At 28.8% G+C, this 19,280-nt stretch carries 21 protein-coding genes; 17 read left to right on the forward strand and 4 right to left on the reverse strand.

Annotation, left to right across the window (positions count from 1 at the left end; translation table 11 throughout):
• From flgK to ACKGJI_RS04840, 17 genes are read left to right on the forward strand one after another with little or no spacing between them, the layout of a single operon-like run.
• A complete protein-coding gene (gene flgK, locus ACKGJI_RS04760; RefSeq protein ID WP_458701427.1) occupies window positions 1–1,884 on the forward strand; it encodes a flagellar hook-associated protein FlgK in 1,884 nt (627 codons plus the stop codon).
• Window positions 1,884–2,687, forward strand: a complete 804-nt coding sequence (locus ACKGJI_RS04765) for an ABC transporter permease (protein ID WP_458701428.1) — start codon at window positions 1,884–1,886, stop codon at window positions 2,685–2,687. Before flgK ends, ACKGJI_RS04765 begins: the two co-directional genes overlap by 1 nt.
• Window positions 2,688–3,437, forward strand: coding sequence for a TIGR02757 family protein (locus tag ACKGJI_RS04770; RefSeq protein WP_458701429.1), 750 nt, complete (start codon window positions 2,688–2,690; stop codon window positions 3,435–3,437).
• 59 nt (window positions 3,438–3,496) lie between these two features.
• Window positions 3,497–4,171 (forward strand): F0F1 ATP synthase subunit A, encoded by a 675-nt coding sequence (locus tag ACKGJI_RS04775; protein ID WP_458701430.1) that lies wholly within the window; start codon window positions 3,497–3,499, stop codon window positions 4,169–4,171.
• 6 nt (window positions 4,172–4,177) lie between these two features.
• On the forward strand, window positions 4,178–4,450 hold the full coding sequence (locus tag ACKGJI_RS04780) for a hypothetical protein (RefSeq protein WP_458701431.1): 273 nt from the start codon (window positions 4,178–4,180) through the stop codon (window positions 4,448–4,450).
• On the forward strand, window positions 4,428–4,970 hold the full coding sequence (locus ACKGJI_RS04785; protein ID WP_458701432.1) for a thiamine phosphate synthase: 543 nt from the start codon (window positions 4,428–4,430) through the stop codon (window positions 4,968–4,970). Before ACKGJI_RS04780 ends, ACKGJI_RS04785 begins: the two co-directional genes overlap by 23 nt.
• A gap of 11 nt (window positions 4,971–4,981) precedes the next feature.
• On the forward strand, window positions 4,982–6,412 hold the full coding sequence (gene gatB / locus ACKGJI_RS04790; protein WP_458701434.1) for an Asp-tRNA(Asn)/Glu-tRNA(Gln) amidotransferase subunit GatB: 1,431 nt from the start codon (window positions 4,982–4,984) through the stop codon (window positions 6,410–6,412).
• A gap of 3 nt (window positions 6,413–6,415) precedes the next feature.
• Window positions 6,416–7,969: an ion transporter gene (locus ACKGJI_RS04795; protein WP_458701435.1), complete on the forward strand. Its 1,554-nt coding sequence runs from the start codon at window positions 6,416–6,418 to the stop codon at window positions 7,967–7,969.
• On the forward strand, window positions 7,966–8,655 hold the full coding sequence (locus ACKGJI_RS04800; RefSeq protein ID WP_458701436.1) for a potassium channel family protein: 690 nt from the start codon (window positions 7,966–7,968) through the stop codon (window positions 8,653–8,655). The genes ACKGJI_RS04795 and ACKGJI_RS04800 overlap by 4 nt, the downstream gene beginning before the upstream one ends.
• Window positions 8,652–9,539, forward strand: a complete 888-nt coding sequence (locus ACKGJI_RS04805) for an NAD(P)H-dependent glycerol-3-phosphate dehydrogenase (protein WP_458701437.1) — start codon at window positions 8,652–8,654, stop codon at window positions 9,537–9,539. The genes ACKGJI_RS04800 and ACKGJI_RS04805 overlap by 4 nt, the downstream gene beginning before the upstream one ends.
• Window positions 9,536–10,552 carry a glycoside hydrolase family 3 N-terminal domain-containing protein gene (locus tag ACKGJI_RS04810; protein WP_458701438.1) on the forward strand — a complete coding sequence of 339 codons (1,017 nt, stop codon included), beginning with the start codon at window positions 9,536–9,538 and terminating at the stop codon, window positions 10,550–10,552. Before ACKGJI_RS04805 ends, ACKGJI_RS04810 begins: the two co-directional genes overlap by 4 nt.
• Complete coding sequence (locus ACKGJI_RS04815; protein ID WP_458701439.1) at window positions 10,549–11,772, forward strand: amidohydrolase family protein; 1,224 nt, start codon at window positions 10,549–10,551, stop codon at window positions 11,770–11,772. Before ACKGJI_RS04810 ends, ACKGJI_RS04815 begins: the two co-directional genes overlap by 4 nt.
• Window positions 11,769–12,542 carry an AmmeMemoRadiSam system protein B gene (gene amrB / locus ACKGJI_RS04820; RefSeq protein ID WP_458701440.1) on the forward strand — a complete coding sequence of 258 codons (774 nt, stop codon included), beginning with the start codon at window positions 11,769–11,771 and terminating at the stop codon, window positions 12,540–12,542. Before ACKGJI_RS04815 ends, amrB begins: the two co-directional genes overlap by 4 nt.
• A 51-nt stretch (window positions 12,543–12,593) precedes the next feature.
• Complete coding sequence (locus ACKGJI_RS04825) at window positions 12,594–13,511, forward strand: DUF2333 family protein (protein ID WP_458701441.1); 918 nt, start codon at window positions 12,594–12,596, stop codon at window positions 13,509–13,511.
• A complete protein-coding gene (locus tag ACKGJI_RS04830; protein WP_458701442.1) occupies window positions 13,511–15,097 on the forward strand; it encodes a phosphoethanolamine transferase in 1,587 nt (528 codons plus the stop codon). Before ACKGJI_RS04825 ends, ACKGJI_RS04830 begins: the two co-directional genes overlap by 1 nt.
• Window positions 15,075–15,770, forward strand: coding sequence for a phosphatase PAP2 family protein (locus ACKGJI_RS04835; RefSeq protein ID WP_458701443.1), 696 nt, complete (start codon window positions 15,075–15,077; stop codon window positions 15,768–15,770). Before ACKGJI_RS04830 ends, ACKGJI_RS04835 begins: the two co-directional genes overlap by 23 nt.
• Window positions 15,754–16,116 carry a diacylglycerol kinase gene (locus ACKGJI_RS04840; protein ID WP_458701444.1) on the forward strand — a complete coding sequence of 121 codons (363 nt, stop codon included), beginning with the start codon at window positions 15,754–15,756 and terminating at the stop codon, window positions 16,114–16,116. The genes ACKGJI_RS04835 and ACKGJI_RS04840 overlap by 17 nt, the downstream gene beginning before the upstream one ends.
• Here ACKGJI_RS04840 and truA read toward each other — a convergent pair.
• From truA to ACKGJI_RS04860, 4 genes are read right to left on the reverse strand one after another with little or no spacing between them, the layout of a single operon-like run.
• Window positions 16,100–16,828, reverse strand: coding sequence for a tRNA pseudouridine(38-40) synthase TruA (truA, locus tag ACKGJI_RS04845; protein WP_458701445.1), 729 nt, complete (start codon window positions 16,826–16,828; stop codon window positions 16,100–16,102). The two genes, ACKGJI_RS04840 and truA, sit on opposite strands and share 17 nt — an antisense overlap.
• Entirely contained in the window at window positions 16,828–17,853 is a 1,026-nt protein-coding gene (locus tag ACKGJI_RS04850) for an LptF/LptG family permease (RefSeq protein WP_458701446.1), read from the reverse strand. Before ACKGJI_RS04850 ends, truA begins: the two co-directional genes overlap by 1 nt.
• A complete protein-coding gene (locus ACKGJI_RS04855; protein ID WP_458701447.1) occupies window positions 17,846–18,592 on the reverse strand; it encodes a prepilin peptidase in 747 nt (248 codons plus the stop codon). The genes ACKGJI_RS04850 and ACKGJI_RS04855 overlap by 8 nt, the downstream gene beginning before the upstream one ends.
• Window positions 18,589–19,278 carry a di-trans,poly-cis-decaprenylcistransferase gene (locus ACKGJI_RS04860; RefSeq protein ID WP_458701448.1) on the reverse strand — a complete coding sequence of 230 codons (690 nt, stop codon included), beginning with the start codon at window positions 19,276–19,278 and terminating at the stop codon, window positions 18,589–18,591. Before ACKGJI_RS04860 ends, ACKGJI_RS04855 begins: the two co-directional genes overlap by 4 nt.
• Window positions 19,279–19,280 lie beyond the last annotated feature (2 nt).

Consider the following 19,280-nt stretch of genomic DNA (forward strand, 5'->3'; position numbering starts at 1 on the left):
ATGAGTCTTTTTAGCACATTAGGTACTGGTGTATCTGGATTAAGTGTTTCAGAACTTGCAATATCAACAACTGGCCATAATATCTCAAATGCAAATAATGATTATTATACAAGACAAAGAGTAGTAACTGAAGCAAAAGTTCCTTTTCATTCAATTCCAGGTGATGTTGGAACAGGTGTTAGAGTAACTACGATAGCAAGAATTCATGATGAATTTGTTTTTGGAAGATTAAAAGATAGCTCAAACGCACTATCATATGATACATTTAGTAAACAATCACTTGAAGAAGTAGCAAAATATTTTCCTGATTTACAAAATGTAGGATTGGGTGTTGATATACAAAACTATTTTGCATCATGGAATGATTTGGCTTTAAATCCAGATGATGCAGCACAAAAGATAGCTTTAGTTCAAAATGCTACAACTTTAGCAACAAACCTAAAACAATCAAGAGATAATGTAAGAGCTTTACAAGACTCAATCAATGATCAATTAAAAACAAATTTTGATGAAATAAATAGAATTGGCGAACAAATAGCTGATATTAATAAATCAATAAGTAGAACAGAAGTAATTGAGCCAAATAGGGCAAATGATTTAAGAGATCAAAGAGATAAGTTAGAATTAACACTATCTGAAATTCTTAATGTATCAGTTTTTAAAGGTGATATGAGAACTGAAAATGTGATAGATGCAAACTTGACAGATCAAGGAAGTGGTTACCATATGAACATAGCAGGTCATTCATTTGTAGATGGTTTTACATTTCATCCACTTGAAATTTCAAATAGTGGCAATGCTAGTAATTACTACTCAATTTACTCAGTTTCTCAAGATGGCTCTAAGATTGAAATTACAGATAAGATAAATGGTGGTAAAGTGGGCTCTATGCTTGATTTAAGAGGAAGAAATATAGATAAGCAAACAGGTTTGCCATACCCAACTGATGGAATTTTACAAGGTTATGTAGATGATTTAGACGCTTTTGCAAGAACTTTTGTAGAACAAACAAATAATTTATATGCAAGAAGTGCTCAAACTAGCATGCAATCTTTTTCTAATGAAGGTTTAAAAGAAGACATTTCATTGCTAAACTATTCAAATAGCATAAAAACTGGTTCTTTTGATGTTGTAATGTATGATAAACAAGGAAATGAAGTAGGAAGAAAAACTATCAATATAAATTCACTAACAACCATGGATAAAAGCACAGTTGACATATCTGGTAATAGTAATAATGATAGTATTGTTGATCAATTCAATTTTGATAGTGATGACAATGCTGATAATAACTCTTTAAATGATATTAATGACTATTTTAAAGCAACTTTTTCATATGATGCAGATACTAATAGTGGAATTTTATCTTTTCAATCACAAAATGAATTATCAGGTTACACAATAGCCATACAAGATAATGGCACAAATTTCGCAGGAGCGATTGGTCTTAGTCCTTTTTTAGAAGGAAGTGATGCATCTCATATGAATGTGGTTTTAGATTATCGAGATGATCCTTCTAAGCTTAATGCCTTCGGTGCACCAATAGATGGAAACAATGATGTTGCAAATGCTATGGTTCAAATGCAGTATGAAAGTTTTGATTTTTACAGAGCAAATCAAACTGATGTAAATGAATCAATAGAAGGATTTTACAGATTTATAACTACTCAAATTTCTACTGATGGAGAGAGTGTTGGAAGAAACTATGAAACTAGTAATGCTCTTTACAACACTATAAATAGTGAATTTCAATCTATTAGTGGAGTTAATATTGATGAAGAATTATCAAATCTTATGAAATATCAAGCCTCTTATGGTGCAAATGCAAAGGTTATAACTACTATTGATCAAATGCTTGATACTCTTTTAGGGTTAAAACAGTAGTGAAATTACCTAAGATTAGTATATTTGTACTTTTTAGTGTTGTTTTTGTATCTTTTTTTGGCTCATTTTTTTATGATGTAAGTCCATATGAGTTAAATCCAGATTTCATACTGCTTCATCCTTCAATCAACCATCCATTAGGAACTGATAGACTTGGAAGAGATCTTTTAGCTAGAATTATGGAAGGTGGTAAGATATCTTTAAGTATTGGACTTTTAAGTGCTTGTATAACTAGTCTTATAGGTCTTATTATCGGTGTAAGTGCTGGTTTTTTTCAAGGAAAAACTGATAAAACTATCATAGTGCTTATCGATTTATTTTTAACTTTTCCCACTTTTTTCTTATTATTAGCACTTGTTAGTTATGTTAATGCATCTGCTTTTGTCATTATCATAGTTATTTCGGTAACTGGTTGGATGGGAATGGCTAGAATGATTAGAAGTGAAAGTTTTGCAATCTCAAATGCACCGTATATAAAAGTTCTAAAAATTGCAAATGTAAATAAATTAAAAATTATAATAAAGTATTTTACTCCAGTTCTTGCTCCAATCTTTTTTATTAGTTTTACTTTTGGTATTAGTGGAGCAATACTAGCAGAGAGTGGACTTAGTTTTTTAGGGATTGGTATAAATCCTCCTGATATTAGTTGGGGGACAATTTTAAGTGAAGGAAAAGAGGTTATTGATATAGCTTGGTGGGTTAGTTTTTTTCCTGGATTTATGATTTTTTTAGTTACTTACTCGCTTATTAATATATCTGATTATTTACAGAGTAAAACTGATTCAAAAGAGAGAATAGTATAGTTGAATAAAATACAAAATCTTTTGCTAGAAGAGACTAAAAAAAGAGATACATTAGTTGAATTAAGTGAAGAAAGACCTGATCCACTTATGGTTGCAAAAGATTATAATGATGAGTTTGTATCTTTGATATGTGCTTTATTTGCTTACGGAAATGCAAGGTTGATTGTAAAATTTTTAAGAAGTTTGGATTTTTCTTTATTGGATAAAAATGAAGATGAAATTAGAGAAAACCTTAAAAAACATTATTATAGATTTCAATCATCAAATGATATTGTTGAATTTTTTATAACATTGAATCGCTTTAAAAAAGCAAGTAGTATAGAAGATATTTTTAAAATAGCTTATAAGAAAAATGAAGATGTTATGAGTGGTTTAAAAGAAGTTATCTCTTACATGTATGAGTTAAACTCTTATAGATCAAGAGGTTATGAATTTTTAATAGGAAAAATCCCTTCAAATACCCCAGCTTCACCATATAAAAGATGGCATATGTATCTTAGATGGATGGTAAGAAAAGATAATCTTGATATGGGACTTTGGAGCGGAATTGATAAAAAAAATCTACTAGTTCCACTAGATACTCATACTTTTAAAGTTGGTCAAAAACTAGGTTTAATTAAAAGAAAAAGCTATGATTTTAAAGCAGTTGTTGAATTAACTGAGTCATTTAGAAAAATTGATAAAAGTGATCCTGTTAAATTTGATTTTGCTCTATATAGGATAGGCCAAGAAAATCTATTAGAGGATTAATTAACTCTTAAAGCATTTTAAGGTAAAATCTCACAAATTTATAAGAAGGAAACAGTGTAATGGGTGAAATTTTTACATTTTTAGGCCTTATTAATCACTCTCATGGCTTTATTATTGGAGCTCATATTGTATTAGTGGGTATTATTGTTTTATTATTGGCAAAAAGTGCAACTTCTTCAATGCAATTAGTTCCAAAAGGTACACAAAACATCATGGAAGCTTACCTAGAAGGTGTTATAGCTATGGGTAGAGATGTAATTGGTGAAGAACTAGCTAGAAAATATTTACCTCTAATTGCTACAATTGGTCTAATTGTATTTGTTGGAAATGTGATAGGAATTATTCCTGGTTTTGAATCTCCAACAAGTAATGTTAATATGACAGTGGTATTGGCTATTATTGTTTTTATTTATTATAATTATGAAGGTATTAGAGTTAACGGAGTTGTTAAATACTTTGGACATTTTATGGGTCCTATGAAGATATTAGCTCCTTTAATGTTCCCAATAGAAATAGTTTCACACTTCTCAAGAATCATTTCTTTATCTTTCCGTCTTTTTGGAAACATAAAAGGTGATGATATGTTCTTGGCTGTTATTCTTATGTTGGCTCCTTGGTTAGTTCCAATGGTACCTTTTGCACTATTAACATTTATGGCATTTTTACAAGCATTTATTTTTATGATGTTAACATATGTTTATCTTGCAAGTGCAGTTCAAATTAGTGATCACTAATAATATATGACAAGAAAACACACCGCCTTTGAAAAGCTAATCAGTTTGCTTCAAGGTGCTTCTTGGGCTTTTGCTTTTTTAGGTGGTGTAACTTTATACTCTTTTTTCTCTCCTTTTGGTTTGGTATTTTCTCTTTTAGCAGCTTTCATAGGCTCTCTTGCTGGGCTTTTTTTAGTAATCATCTTAGAAATCGCAAATATCCAATTTGAAAAATTATATGAGATAAAAAAACAAACAAAACTTTTAGAAAAAATAGATGAAAAGTTATCTAATAACTGATCCATCTTTTTATACTTCAAACCCTAAAATCTTAGAAAAAAAACTTCTACATGTAGACTCTACTAAAAAACCAGACTTTATCTGTCTAAGGGATAAAATTACTACTGATTTTTACTCCTTAGCAAAAACTTTTAGTGAGTTAAAACTAAATGCAAAAAAAGTTTTACATAGTGATTATAAACTTGCTTTTAAGCTTGGTTTTTGGGGAGTTCATCTACCATCAAACAAGTTTGAAGATATCAAAAAAGCAAAAGATTTATCTTTACATGTAGTCGTTTCAACTCATAGTTTAGAAGAAGCTTTACATGTAGAAAAACTTGGGGCTGATTTTATCACTTTTAGTCCAGTATTTTTTAGCCCAAACAAAGGAAAACCAAAGGGTTTAGAGAAGTTAAAAGAAATAAATGATAAAATATATATAAAGTGTTTCGCACTTGGCGGAATTATAGAAAAAAAGCAAGTGGAACTTTGTGAACAAGTAGGTGTTTATGGTTTTGCTTCGATTAGATATTTTACATAAAGGTAAGTTATATGCAATTTGAAGTTGTAATAGGTCTTGAAGTTCATGTTCAATTAAATACAAAAACGAAGATTTTTTGCTCATGCCCAACTAGTTTTGGAGATGAACCAAATACAAATGTTTGTACGGTTTGTTTAGGTTTGCCTGGAGCTTTACCAGTTTTAAACAAAGAAGCAGTAAAAAAATCAATTGCATTTGGCACAGCTATTAATGCAACAGTTCATAAAAAATCAATTTTCAATAGAAAGAATTACTTTTATCCTGATCTTCCAAAAGGTTATCAAATAAGCCAATTTGAAATTCCAATTGTTGAAGGTGGAGAGATTATTATCGATTTGGATGATGGAAGTAGCAAAAGGATTGGAGTTACAAGAGCTCACCTTGAAGAAGATGCTGGAAAAAATATGCATGCAGGAAATGTAAGTTTTGTTGATTTAAATCGTGCTGGAACTCCACTTTTAGAAATCGTAAGTGAACCAGATATGAGAAGTGCTGAAGAAGCAGTTAAGTATCTAAAAAAACTTCACTCAATTGTTAGGTATTTAGACATTAGTGATGCAAATATGCAAGAGGGAAGTTTTAGATGTGATGTAAATATCTCTATTCGTCCAAAAGGTGATGAGAAGCTTTATACTAGAGCTGAGATTAAAAATCTAAACTCATTTAAATTTATACAAAAAGCAATAGAATATGAGATAGAAAGACAAACAGAAGCTTGGGAAGATGGAGTATATGAGCAAGAAGTAGTTCAAGAGACTAGACTTTTTGATACAGAAAAAGGTGTTACAAGAAGCATGAGAGGAAAAGAAGATAGTGCAGAGTATAGATATTTTCCAGATCCAGATTTACTTCCTGTTATAATTCCAGATGATATGATGGAAGAGTGCAAAAAGATACCTGAACTTCCTGATGAGAAAAAAGCTAGATTTATAAATGATTATGGAATCAAAGATTATGATGCTATGGTGATTACAAGTTCTGTTGAGATGGCAAACTTTTTTGAGGAAATGCTAAAAGAGGGAGCTGATGCAAAGATAAGCGTAACTTGGCTTACAGTTGAGCTTTTAGCTAGATTAAAAGGAGAAATTAGCATTACAAATTCTCCAGTAGATGCAATCAAACTTGCATCTCTTGTAAAAAGAATTCAAGATGGAACCATAAGTGGAAAGGCTGCTAAAGATGTGCTTGATTATCTTATGGAAAATGAAAATAAAGATGTAGATGAAGCCATAGATAAGCTAGGATTAAAACAACTTAGTGATGATTCAGCAATTCTAGCGATTATTGATGAAATCTTATCTAAAAATAGTGATAAAGTTGAAGAGTATAAAAGTGGAAAAGATAAACTTTTTGGCTTTTTTGTTGGTCAAGTTATGAAAGCAAGTAAAGGTACAGCAAATCCTGCAAAAGTAAATGAGCTTTTAAAACAAAGATTAGGATAAAAAATGTTAGCAAAGTTTTTAGTCTCTTTTGCTTACTTTTTAGATAATTCTACTGCTTATAAAAGAGCTAAAAAATTTGCTTATGATATTTTAGAAAATCCAAAATCTAAGATAAAACCATACTTTGATTTATTTATCATTTTTTTGGTTTTAGTAACTGTTTCAATATTGATATATGATATTGCTCATCATTTACCATACCATTTTGAAGTTATTGAAAATATTGCAGTTGGTGTTTTTATATTAGAGTGGCTTGGTAGATTTTGGATACATGATGATTTAAGACATGAAATTATCAAATACCATGAAAAGACTTTAGCTAAAAACAAACAACCAAGAGCCATAGATATATTTGACATTTGTTTAAAAGCCAAATTGCAGTATGTTTTTTCTCTTATGTCAATTATAGATTTATTGGCAATTTTACCTACTTACAGACCTCTTAGAGTTTTAAGAATATTTTTGATTTTTAGACTCTTGAAAATTTTTAGATATACAAAAAGTTTAAATACATTTTTTAAAGTTTTAAATGATAAAAAAATGGAATTTTACTTTTTATCTATTCTGACTGCATTTGCTTTATTTTTCTCAGCAACTATTATGTATGTTTTTGAAGGAGTTGGAAACAATCCAAATATAAATTCTTTTGTTGATTCATTGTATTGGGCTATTATCACTATGACTACTGTTGGTTATGGAGATATTACTCCTGTTACTATTACTGGAAAAATAATTACATTTTTTTTAGTAGGCGGAGGTTTTTTAATATTGGTATTGGCTACTTCTATAGTAACAAATGCACTTTCAGAAAAAATAGATTTGGTTTTGGAAAATAGGCTTGTTAGTGAGACAGGAAAAATTGAAAAATTAATTGTTGTTTTTGGATTTGGTAGAATGGGTCAAACACTTTGTGAAGAGCTCATATTAAATAAGAAAAAATTTGTAGTTGTTGATAAAAGTGAAGAAAATGTAAAAAAAGCAAGAGAGCTTGGATATTATTGTTTAAAAGGTGATGCAAGTGATTATGAAATTATAAAAAAGACAGTCTTTGATAATAATGTAAAAAAAGTGGTAGTTACAACAGATAATGATGCATTGAATTTATCAGTTCTTCTTACTATTAAAGCTGAGAGACAAGATATAATAGTAATTGTTAGAGCAAATAACGATGAAAACATTAAGAAATTTAAAATTGCTAAGGCTGATTTTGTAATTTTCCCTTATGAAACTGTTGCTGATGTTGCAGTTGAGTACATTGGAAACTCAGTAAAATTTGATGCAATTGAAAATATTTTACTTAAAAAAAGTGGCATAACACTTGATGAGATTCATATACCAAAAGGTAGTGATATGATTGGAAAATGTATAAATAGAATTGGTTTTGAAGATTTAAATATAACTACCATTGCAGTTTTAAAAGATGGAAATACAAGAAATTATATTTTTAATCCTGATTGGTATGATTATAAATTTGAAGAAAATGATTCACTGGTTGTTATGGGAGAGTTAGAAGATATTGAAAAAGTTAAAAAATCAATTGCAAGGCAGTTTGCATGATGAAAGTTGTATTATTTGGATATTCTAAAACTGGTAGAGAAATAGCAAAAATTTTAAAAGATGATGAATATGACTTTAGTATCATTGAAGAAGATCCTCTAAAAGTATCTGAAGCAAAAATTGATGGATATGATTGTTGGCATACAAATTTAAAAGATGATAGCGTACTTGAAGAAATTGGAATAGGAAAAGATGTAGATGTTTTGTTTTGTGCTTCAAATGATGATAGTTTAAATCTATTTGTAACTCTAAGCGCTAGAAATTTAGATGAAAATTTAAAAATATTGACATTGATTTATAAAAAAGACGACGAAAAAAAGATGCTTTTAGCTGGGGCAAATAGAACTATTAGTCCATATGATGTAGGAGCAATTAAAGCTTATAGGATTATAGATAAGCCAAAGGTATCAAAAGTATTAAATCTTTTTTCTTCACATTCCAATAAACTCTCCATCAGCGAAATAGAAGTCCCAAAAAACTCTATACTAGATGGAGTTTACTTTAAAGATGTTGATATTTTTAAAAAGCACAATCTTATATTTTTAGGTATTTTAGATAGAGAGTTAGATGATAAATTTATCTTTTTTTCACAAGGAATAAACCATAAAATAGATGCAAAAGATGTGCTTGTTGTTCTTGGAAGTAAGAGTGATATCAAAAAATTTAAAAAAGAGATAAGTGCATGAAAAGTATAGCTGTAATTGGTGCAGGTAAATGGGGTAGTGCAATACATTTTGCGATTAGTAAAAACTTTACATGTAAGATTAGTTCTAGAACAAAAAGAGATATAAAAGATTTTGTAGAATTAGATGAAGCGTTAGAATGTGAATATTTGGTGATGGCATTGCCAGCTCAAATTATAAGAAATTGGCTAAAAAATAATTTTAAATTTAATAACCAAAAGATACTTGTAGCTGCAAAAGGAATTGAAAAAGGAAGTGGAGCTTTTTTAAATGAAATTTATAGCCAGTTTGTCCCACAAAATAATTTAGCTTTTTTATCAGGTCCATCATTTGCTGCTGAAGTTATGAAATCACTTCCAACTTGTTTGGTAATAAACTCAGAAAATGAGACTTTAGCAAATGAATTTGCATCATTTTTCCCTGATTTTATAAAAACTTATACATCAAATGATGTAATAGGAGCTGAGATTTGTGGAGCTTACAAAAATGTTTTAGCAATTGCTAGTGGGATTTGCGATGGACTAGAGCTTGGAAATAATGCTAGAGCTAGTTTAATCTCAAGAGGCCTTGTCGAGATGAGAAGATTTGGCAAGTTTTTTGGTGCAGAAGATGAAACATTTTTAGGACTTAGTGGAGCTGGAGATTTGTTTTTAACAGCTTCTAGTACACTCTCAAGAAATTACAGAGTTGGATTAGGGCTTGCTAAATATAAAACTTTAGAAGTGATTTTAGAAGAGTTACAAGAGGTAGCTGAGGGTGTTTTTACAACTTATGCTATTAAAGAGCTTTCTTTGAAACATGGCATATATACACCAATTGTAGACGAAGTTTTTGAAGTACTAAATGGCAAATCAGTTCACAAAAGCCTTAAGGATTTGCTGTCTTGATAAAAATATTGCTGATATTTTTTTTTACATGTAACTACCTTTTTGCAATTAGTATAGATAATATGATAGGGCAAATGCTTCTTGTTGGAGTGGGGGGAAGCAAAGTATCAGATAAGTGGGTTAAAGTACTAAGAGATGATATAAAAAATGGTAGAGTTGGCGGAGTAGTTTTTTTTAAAAATAATGTACATAGTAAAAAGGAATTAAAAAAATTAACTGGTTTTTTAAATCCAAAAGAGTTAAAATTAAAGCCATTTATTGCAATAAACCAAGAGGGTGGAGAGTTTAGCAATTTATTTGCTAATTATCCAAGTGCTTATGAAGTTGCTAATAAATTGGATTTAAATAAAGCTAGTAAGATGTATGAGGGTTTGGTATCTGAACTAAAAGAGTATGGATTTAATCTAAACTTTGCTCCAGTTGTAGATTTAAACAAAAATCCTAATTCAAGCAAAATAGGTGCTAAAAATAGAAGTTATTCAGCATATGAAGAGATTGTAATCTCTTATGCTAGTGAATTCATAAAAGTATTAGATGAAAAAAATATCATAAGTGTTATAAAACATTTCCCAGGATATGGAAGTTCTAGTAGTGATACTTGGGATTATAATGAGTTAAAGCCATATTATTATTTTATAAAATATAACAAAGTTGATGCTATTATGGTAGGACACATATACTTGAGCCAATTTGATAAAATTTATCCAGCAACGCTTTCTAATATCATAATCCAAGGTATATTAAGAGATAAAATGAAATTTAATGGTGTTGTATTTAGTGATGATATGCAAAAAAAAGAGTTGCTTAAAAAATATACTTTAAAAGAATCAGTCATAAGAGCAATAAATGCTGGGGTTAATGTACTTGTTTTTTCAAGTTATTTTACAAAAAAATCAAGTGTGATAAACGATGTCAGTAAAATCATAAAAGAAGCAGTTAAAAATGGTGAAATAAAAAAAGAAAATATAATCGATTCGTACAATAGGATTGTTAAGTTAAAGGAGAGATTGTGATACTTATAAAAAATGCAAAACTTTCAGATGAAAGTGTAAAAGATATACTAATTGATGAGAATAAAATAGTAAAAATTGAAGAAGAAATTGATATTTTAAATAATACAAGAGTAATTGATGCAAACAATAACTATGTAATAGCAGGACTTGTTGATTTAAATGTAAGATTAGCAAATGATGTTCTCAATAAAGATTCACTTAAAAAACTTACAAAAAACTCTCTTAAAGGTGGAGTTACTACAAGTGTAATTATGCCCGATTTTACTCCAAGACTTGATAATTCAACTTTGCTTGAACATTTTATGATAAAAGCAGATGACGAAGAATCAACTCTACATGTAGCAGCTCCTTTAGTAGATGTAAATGAAGAAAAGTTAAATAATATAGCAACTCTACTTGACAATGGAGCAACTGCAATTTGGACAAATTCAAATATAAATGCAAATCTTTTAAAAAGAGGATTTCAATACGCTAGGATGAAACTCGCTCCAATTTTTTGTAGATGTTATGATGAAAATTTAGATGAAAGTGGAGTTATGAATGAGGGTGAGCTATCTTTCAAACTTGGACTTAGTGGAATTTCTAAAATCTCAGAGAGCTCAGAAGTTGCAAAAATTGCTGAGATTTCTACTATAAATAACACAAAGATAATTTTTCAATCTCTCTCAACAAAACGCTCAATCGACATAATCAAAGATATGAAAAAAGCAAATAAAAATATATTTGCAGAAGTTTCAATCCATCACATAGCAAAAAATGAAAATAGCTGTGATGGCTTTAATACTTATTCAAAAATCTTACCTCCACTAAGAGATGAAGAAGAAAGAGAAGCAGTTTTAAATGAAGTTGTAAATGCAAATGTAGATATCTTAACATCAGCTCATTCTCCAAAATCAGTTTTATATAAAGATGTAGCTTTTGAAAATGCGGCATTTGGTTTGGGATGTATCCATGAGTACTTGTCTATTTGTTATACATATTTGGTAAAAAATCAAAAAATAAATATGAAAAAACTAGAAGAACTGATTTCAACAAAACCAGCAAATTTAATAGACAAAGAAGATATTGGAAAAGTAGAAGTTGGATATATTGCTGATTTGGTTATTTTTGATGAAAATGCTTCTTTTGAAGTAAATGATAAGACTTCTTTGTACTATCAAGATACTTTATATGGTGAAGTAAGACAAGTTATAAAAAATGGTGAGGTAGTTGAGCTATGATTCGACTTATGAGTGTTGATGGTGCATTTTATCCTGATAATGAGGAAGATTTAAAATCTACTTTTAACTACTTTAATGAACTAATAGAACAACATTTTAAAGATAGATTATATAATGAAGATGTAAAAGCCTTAGTTGTCCCTCATGCTGGTTACATGTATAGCGGATTTACTGCAAATTTAGCGTATAGAAATGTAAAAAAAGCTCCAAAAAGAGTTGTTGTGATTGGTCCTAGTCATAAGGTGGCATTTGATGGAATTAGTCTAAATGATTATGATAAGTATTTGACTCCTTTAGGAAACATCGCTGGAGATAGCAATTATGTAAATGAGCTAAAAAAAAGGTTTAAATTTACTTCTATAAGGCATGAAGAACATAGCACTGAAGTTCAATTTCCTTTTATAAAGCATTATTTTAAGGATGCTAAAGTAGTCGAATTGATTTACTCACACAATGCTAGTTTAGATCCAATCATAGAGTATGTTTTAAATGATGAAGATAATTTACTCTTAATCAGTACAGATTTAAGTCATTTTCATGAACAACAAAAGGCTAATAAGTTAGATAGATATATCATAAAAGGAATTGAAGAGTTTGATATAAATCTACTAAGCCAGGGTGAAGCTTGTGGAATTTTTGGAGTTGCATCACTTATACATGTAGCAAAAAAGATGGGCTTACATGTAAAAGGTTTGGATTATAGAACAAGTGGAGATATAACTGGTGATAATAGCAGTGTTGTGGGCTACTATAGCGCTATGCTTTACTAATAATTTACTTTGTTTGGATAAAATACATTTTTTTATAATTTTGGAGAGTTTATGAAAGATTTTTTGATAGATTATTTGTTTGATTTTAATGAGTGGAAAATATTTTTTAAAAGATTATTTTCTTTGGTTGCTTTGATTGTTGTCTCTTTTTTACTTTGGTTGTTTCCTATTAGTTTAATTGTAGCTCCTTTTTATAGTATTACTACTGATACTCCAAAGCAAATTGTTATATACAAAGATGTTGTAGGAAAAACTACTGTTAGTGCTATAAAAGATGGTTTAGCAGAATTAGTTGATGAAGGTTTGGTTACTAATTTTACAGGTGTTAATTTTTGGATTGATAATAAGTATTTTGAGCAAGTTGGCGAGATTGAGATGTATAGAATTGCTATTAATACACTAGAAAATAATCTCGCAAGAAATAGAGGAACTGGTGGAGCTAACAAATACATTGTTCAAGCTCGCTCAGATATATATGCTGATTATACTCTACCAATCTTTACTAGCTATACAACTAGACTAAAACAAAGTATTAAGAGTTTAGATAAATACTTAAGCGAGTTAGAAAAAGACCAAAACAAACCTATGGAAGAGAAAAATGCTGTTTTTATTGTAAATTCTGACAATCTAGCTGAAGTATTAGATAAAATCAAACAGCAACTTCAAACAAATATCATGATTAAAACAAGCTTTCTTTCTCAAGACGATAAGTATTACAGAATAAAAGGAAACCTTCTTGCAATGCAAAGGTTTTTAGAAGGAATTAACTATGATTTTAAAGATAAAATGATTGATAAAACAAGCTATGAAGAAAATTTCCTTCCACTTCTTGCTTTGATAAAAAGTAGTATAAAGCAGAATCATATAGTCATACTTGAATCATTTGGCCATTTATCTAAGCTTGAAAAAAATGCAAACTTGATAGCACAAAAGCTAGGTGAATTAAGAGATAAGTTGAGGAATGGTTAATGAGAATTACCCAATACAATCTAATCTTTTTAGTTTCACTGTTTTTTTTATGTTTTGCTAATTTTTCATTTTTTGAAAATGTTTTAAAAGTTTACCCATGGAATGAAAATGCCATTTATATAATCTCAGTTGCTCTGTTTTTACTTGCTTTTTTTGTTTTGTTTTTTACACTTTTAAGCTCAAAATATACTACAAAACCAATTTTGATTTTAACTCTTTTAGTCTCTTCTTTTACTAGTTATTTTATGGATACATATCATGTAGTAATTGATTCAACTATGATAAGAAACTCTCTTCAGACTGACATCCATGAGTCTTTGGATTTATTTAGCTTGAAAATGGTTTTATATGTTCTGTTTTTAGGAATATTGCCATCAATCTTAGTTTACAAAGCAAAAATAAAATATCATGGATTTAAATCTGAATTATGGAGAAAGATAAAAGTTATAGTATTTTCAATTGTACTTATTGTAGCAGTAGTTGCTAGTTTTAGTAAGTTTTATACATCATTTTTTAGAGAACATAAACCTTTAAGATATTATACAAATCCAACTTATTGGATTTATAGTGTTGGAAAATACATTTCTAAAACTTACACTGGCGGACCAATTGTTCTTAAGAAAATTGGACTAGATGCAAAAATAGAAGATGATAGTAAAAGAAAATTGATTATCATGGTAGTAGGAGAGAGTGCAAGAGCTGATAGATTTTCACTTAATGGCTATGAAAAAGAGACTAATCCTCTTTTAAAACAAGAAAATGTTGTTAGTTTTACAAATATGTACTCATGTGGAACTTCAACTGCTACTTCAGTTCCTTGTATGTTTTCTATGTATGATAGAAGTGATTATAGCTATAAAAAAGGAATATCAACTGAAAATGCAGTAGATATATTAAAGCATACTAACAAAGTAGATATATTATGGAGAGATAATAACTCTGATTCAAAAGGAGTGGCTCTTAGAGTAAATTACGAGGATTATAAAACACCAAATAAAAATAATCCAATATGTGATGATAAAGAGTGTAGAGATATGGGAATGTTAGTTGGACTTGATAAATTTATAGAAAAGTCTAATAAAAAAGATATTTTTATAGTACTACATCAAATGGGAAATCATGGACCAGCTTATTATAAAAGATATCCAAAAGAGTTTTTGAAATTTAAACCGATTTGTACTACAAATCAGTTAGAAAAATGTACGCAAGAAGAGATAAGCAATGCTTATGATAATGCGATACTTTATACTGATTATTTTTTATCAAAAACTATAGAGTTTTTAAAAGGATACTCAAAAGATTTTGAAACAGCGATGATATATATGAGTGATCATGGTGAGAGTTTGGGAGAAAATGGAGTTTATCTTCATGCAATGCCTTATTTTATGGCACCAGATGCACAAAAACATGTAGCTTCAGTATTTTGGAGTAGTAATGATAGTGTAATTAATGCACTAAAAAAAGTACAAGATAAAGAATTTTCACAAGACAATCTATTTGATACGATTTTAGGGATTTTTGATGTAAAAACAAAGATGTACAATAAAACTAAAGATATAGTGTATGACGCAAAAAACAACAAATAAACAAATCATAATAACCTCGATTTTATTGTTTTTTGTAATTGCTTTGTTTGAATTTACTAACTTGGATTTTGTTGTACAAAATTATTTTTATAACTTTGAAACTCATACTTGGTTACTTGATAGAAATGAGCCAATTTTAAAGTTTATTTTTTATGATGGTATTAAAAAATTACTTATTGTAATTGCTGTTTTAATCCTCTTTAGTTTGATTTTTTTTAGAAAAAAGAAACTAATAAAAGAGTATAAAAAAGGCTTGATTATTATAGTGCTTTCTGCAATTTTTGTGCCAGTAGTAGTTGGTGGATTAAAAGCAATTTCAAATACACCATGTCCTAAAAATATAGAATATTATCATGGAAAATATCCAAATGTAAAAGTTTTTGATTCTTATCCAAAAGATTTTAAGCAAAATGGCAAGATAAAATGCTGGCCAGCAGGTCATGCAAGTGGTGGTTTTGCTCTTTTGTCACTCTTTTTTTTATTTAAAACTTCAAAAAATAGAAAAATAGCACTAACTGGAGCTATGGTAGTTGGCTGGAGTATGGGACTATATAAAATGTTTATAGGAGATCACTTTTTAAGCCATACTATTATAACTATGCTAATTGCTTGGCTAATTGTACTTATCATTGCAAAATTGATTCAAGGAAAAGAATTTGAGAAATCAACCTAAATATAATTTTTTTAAAAATACATCATATGCTCTAAACGGCTTAATTGATATAATAAAAACAGAAAGTTCTTTTAGGATTGAACTTGCTTTTGGAGTTATATTAATACCTCTTATTTTATTGTTAGATATTAATTTAACTAATAAACTTTTTCTTTTTAGCTCATATATGCTTGTTTTACTAGCTGAAGCTATTAATAGTGCTATTGAGAGAGTTGTTGATTTAGTAACTATTGAATACCATGAAATGGCAAAAAAAGCAAAAGATGCTGGGAGTGCAGTAGTATTTATATCTATAAGTATAGCAACGATTACTTGGTTTAGTATATTAGTTAATAGTATATTTTAGACAAATATAGTCCATTTGGAGCAATCAGAGTTCTTGAATAAATCTTTTTACATGCTAATTGATCTTTTAAGTTTTGCTCACTTAAATACCCTTGCATTACTTTAAGTGCAAAATCGCTCATCATTCTAACTTGACTTCTTAAAAAACCATTCCCTAAAAAATAAATAATAAAAAAGCCTCTATGTTCATAAGCTCCAGCTCTATAAATAATCCTTACATCGCTATTTGTTGGACTGCCTTCTTTTTTGAAGTTTTTAAAATCATGTTCACCTATAAAATTTTTTACTATTTTATTTAGTTTTTTTATGTCTAATTCTTTTACATGTAAAGCATAGTTGTGTAAAAATGGCTGATACTTACCAGTGTATAAAATGTATCTGTATAATCTTTTTTTAGCATCAAATCTTGCATTAAAGTTGTCATGGATTTGTTGTATTGATTTTATGTAAATAAAAGGACTTAATATTTGATTAAGCTTATTTGTAAGTTTTTTTAAATCTTTCCAAAAGTTTGGAACTTCAAAGTCTATGACTTGATTTGTTGCATGAACTCCACTATCAGTTCTTCCACTTCCATTTATATTTGATTGAATGTTGAGTTTTAAAAGAGCCTCTTTGATATCTCCTACAACGGTTTTTACTTTTGTATTAGATTGAATTTGAAATCCATGAAATTTGCTTCCATCATAACTTAAAATTGCTTTTACTTTCATCAGTACCTAGTTAAAATTTTTCGTTTGTAGTATAAATATGATAGTGTCATAAAGCTTGAAAAAAGAATTATCAACCCAATTAGATTCCAATATTTAATCATTATAAAACCAGGTATCATATAGGCCATAATAACTAGTGCCATACTAGGATAAATTCCTTTTTTTTCATATCTATAAGTTACGATTCCAATGCTAACTGCAAATAGTGCAGTTGCTAGTGGAAATAGAGCTATTAGCAGGAAAAATGCTAAATCGTAGGCTCTTTTTGGGTATTTAAGAGCAGCTAGCCAGTAATCTTTTATGCTTTTTACTTCTGAAACATATTCTCTAGTTTCATTATATAGATACATTTTTTTAAAATCTAATTGTTCAATTTTATCTTTTTCAATTTGAAATGCTCTTCCATCATCTAGTTCTAATTGTAATATCCCTTTTTTATTTTTTATATTTGCTTTTTTCGCAGTTATTAGTTTTTCTGGATCATTTTTTTTATCAGCTTGATACATAACAACACTATCATATGTACCTTTTTTATCACTTTTGTTTATATAAACAAGCCAATTAGAAAATTTTTGACCAAATTCTGTGGCTTTTATATTGAATTTTGCTTCCACCTTTTTATAATCTATAAAATTTGCATTTAACTGCTTTGCTGTTGGAATTAAGACGATTATATTAATGATTAGTAATGTTGTAAGTATAAAAGATACTGTGGTAAAAAGTTTTGCAATTTTTCTAGGTGAGTGACTGAGTGTAAACAAAACAATGATTTCATTTTCTTTTGATAAATTAAAAAGAGAGATACAAACAGCTATAAAAAAAGTAACTGGAAGTGTATAAATTAAAATATTTGGGATGAGATATAAATACAAAATTCCAAGCTCAACAAATGTGATTTTTATAACAGATGTAATATTTGCTATTTTGATAAAAAATATGATAGATGTTATGAAAAACAGAGTAAAAAACAAAGATGAAAAAATTGAGCTAAATTGTTTTAAAAGATAGTTGTTAACTCTATTCATATAGCATATCCATCAAAATTTTTATGTTATCTAAATACTCCCAAGTTATAAAAAGGCCTAATGCTAAAAATGGTATAAAAGGTAGTTCATAGCCTTTCTTTGAAACAATTAAAAATACTGGCAGAGCAATTAAAGCTGATATATAAATAGCTACAAAACCATACTCAACTCCAAGAATTGCTCCAATGATTCCTGCTATGATTATGTCAGCTTCTCCCATAGCCTCTTTTTTTATAATCCATGACACAAATATACGAAGTAAGCAAAAGGCTCCAGCAAGAATAAGAGCATTTTGCAATGAAACTAAGAAATTACCAAAAAAAAGCGAAATTATAAGGGCTGGTATGCTTATATTATCAGGAACTGCTTTGTATTTTAAATCTATAAAGCTAAGAGATAAAAGCATTGAAAAAAGGATAGATAATACTAACATATCTTTTATATTTTCAACTCTGTAAGCAACTATAGTAAACAAAACAGAAGTTAAAATTTCAACAATTGGATACTGAATAGAAATTTTTTCACCACAAAATGCACATTTGCCTTTTAGAAATATCCAAGAAAAAACAGGGATATTATGATACCACTTTAGAGGATGATTACATTTTATACAATGAGAAGAAGGAAAAGCAATATTTTCTTCTTTTGGAACTCTAATTATAACTACATTTAAAAAAGAGCCAATTAAAAGACCAATTAATCCATAAAAAAATAAAAAAGGCATTGATGATGTAATCATATTGCTCCAAATCTCCTTGAAGTTCTTTTAAATTTATCTATCATGGTTTCAAGCTCACCACTACTAAAATCAGGCCAGAGAGTATCAGTAAAAAATAGTTCAGCATAAGCACTTTGCCATAAGAGAAAATTAGAAAGCCTTTTATCTCCTCCTGTTCTTATGAGTAAGTCAACATCAGGATATTTTGCAGTATCTAAAAAGCTTGAGAAATCATCTTGGCTTATCTCATTTTTAGACTCTTTTAAAGCTTTATTTACTGCTCTTGTGATTTCATCTCTTGAACCATAGTTGATTGCTAAAATTTGAGTCATACCTGTACAGTTTGAAGTCTCTTCTCTTGTTTTTTCTATTGTTTTTTGAAGTTCTTTGGAAAATTTACTAATATCTCCTATAACATCAAATTTTACATTATTTTGCTTAAAAGTTTTTACTTCTTTTTTTAGAAACTTTGATAATAATTTCATTAGAAATTCTATTTCACTTTTAGGGCGTTTCCAATTTTCTGTACTAAAAGCATACAAACTTAGATATTTTACACCAAGTTTGGAACAATACTCTGTAATATTTCTTACATTTTTAGCCCCATTTTCATGTCCAAATGAGCGTTTTTTACCTTGACGCTCTGCCCACCTACCATTGCCATCCATTATTATCGCTATGTGTTTTAAATCATTTAAATTTGTCAAAA

It is taken from the genome of Sulfurospirillum sp. 1307 (assembly GCF_054408545.1).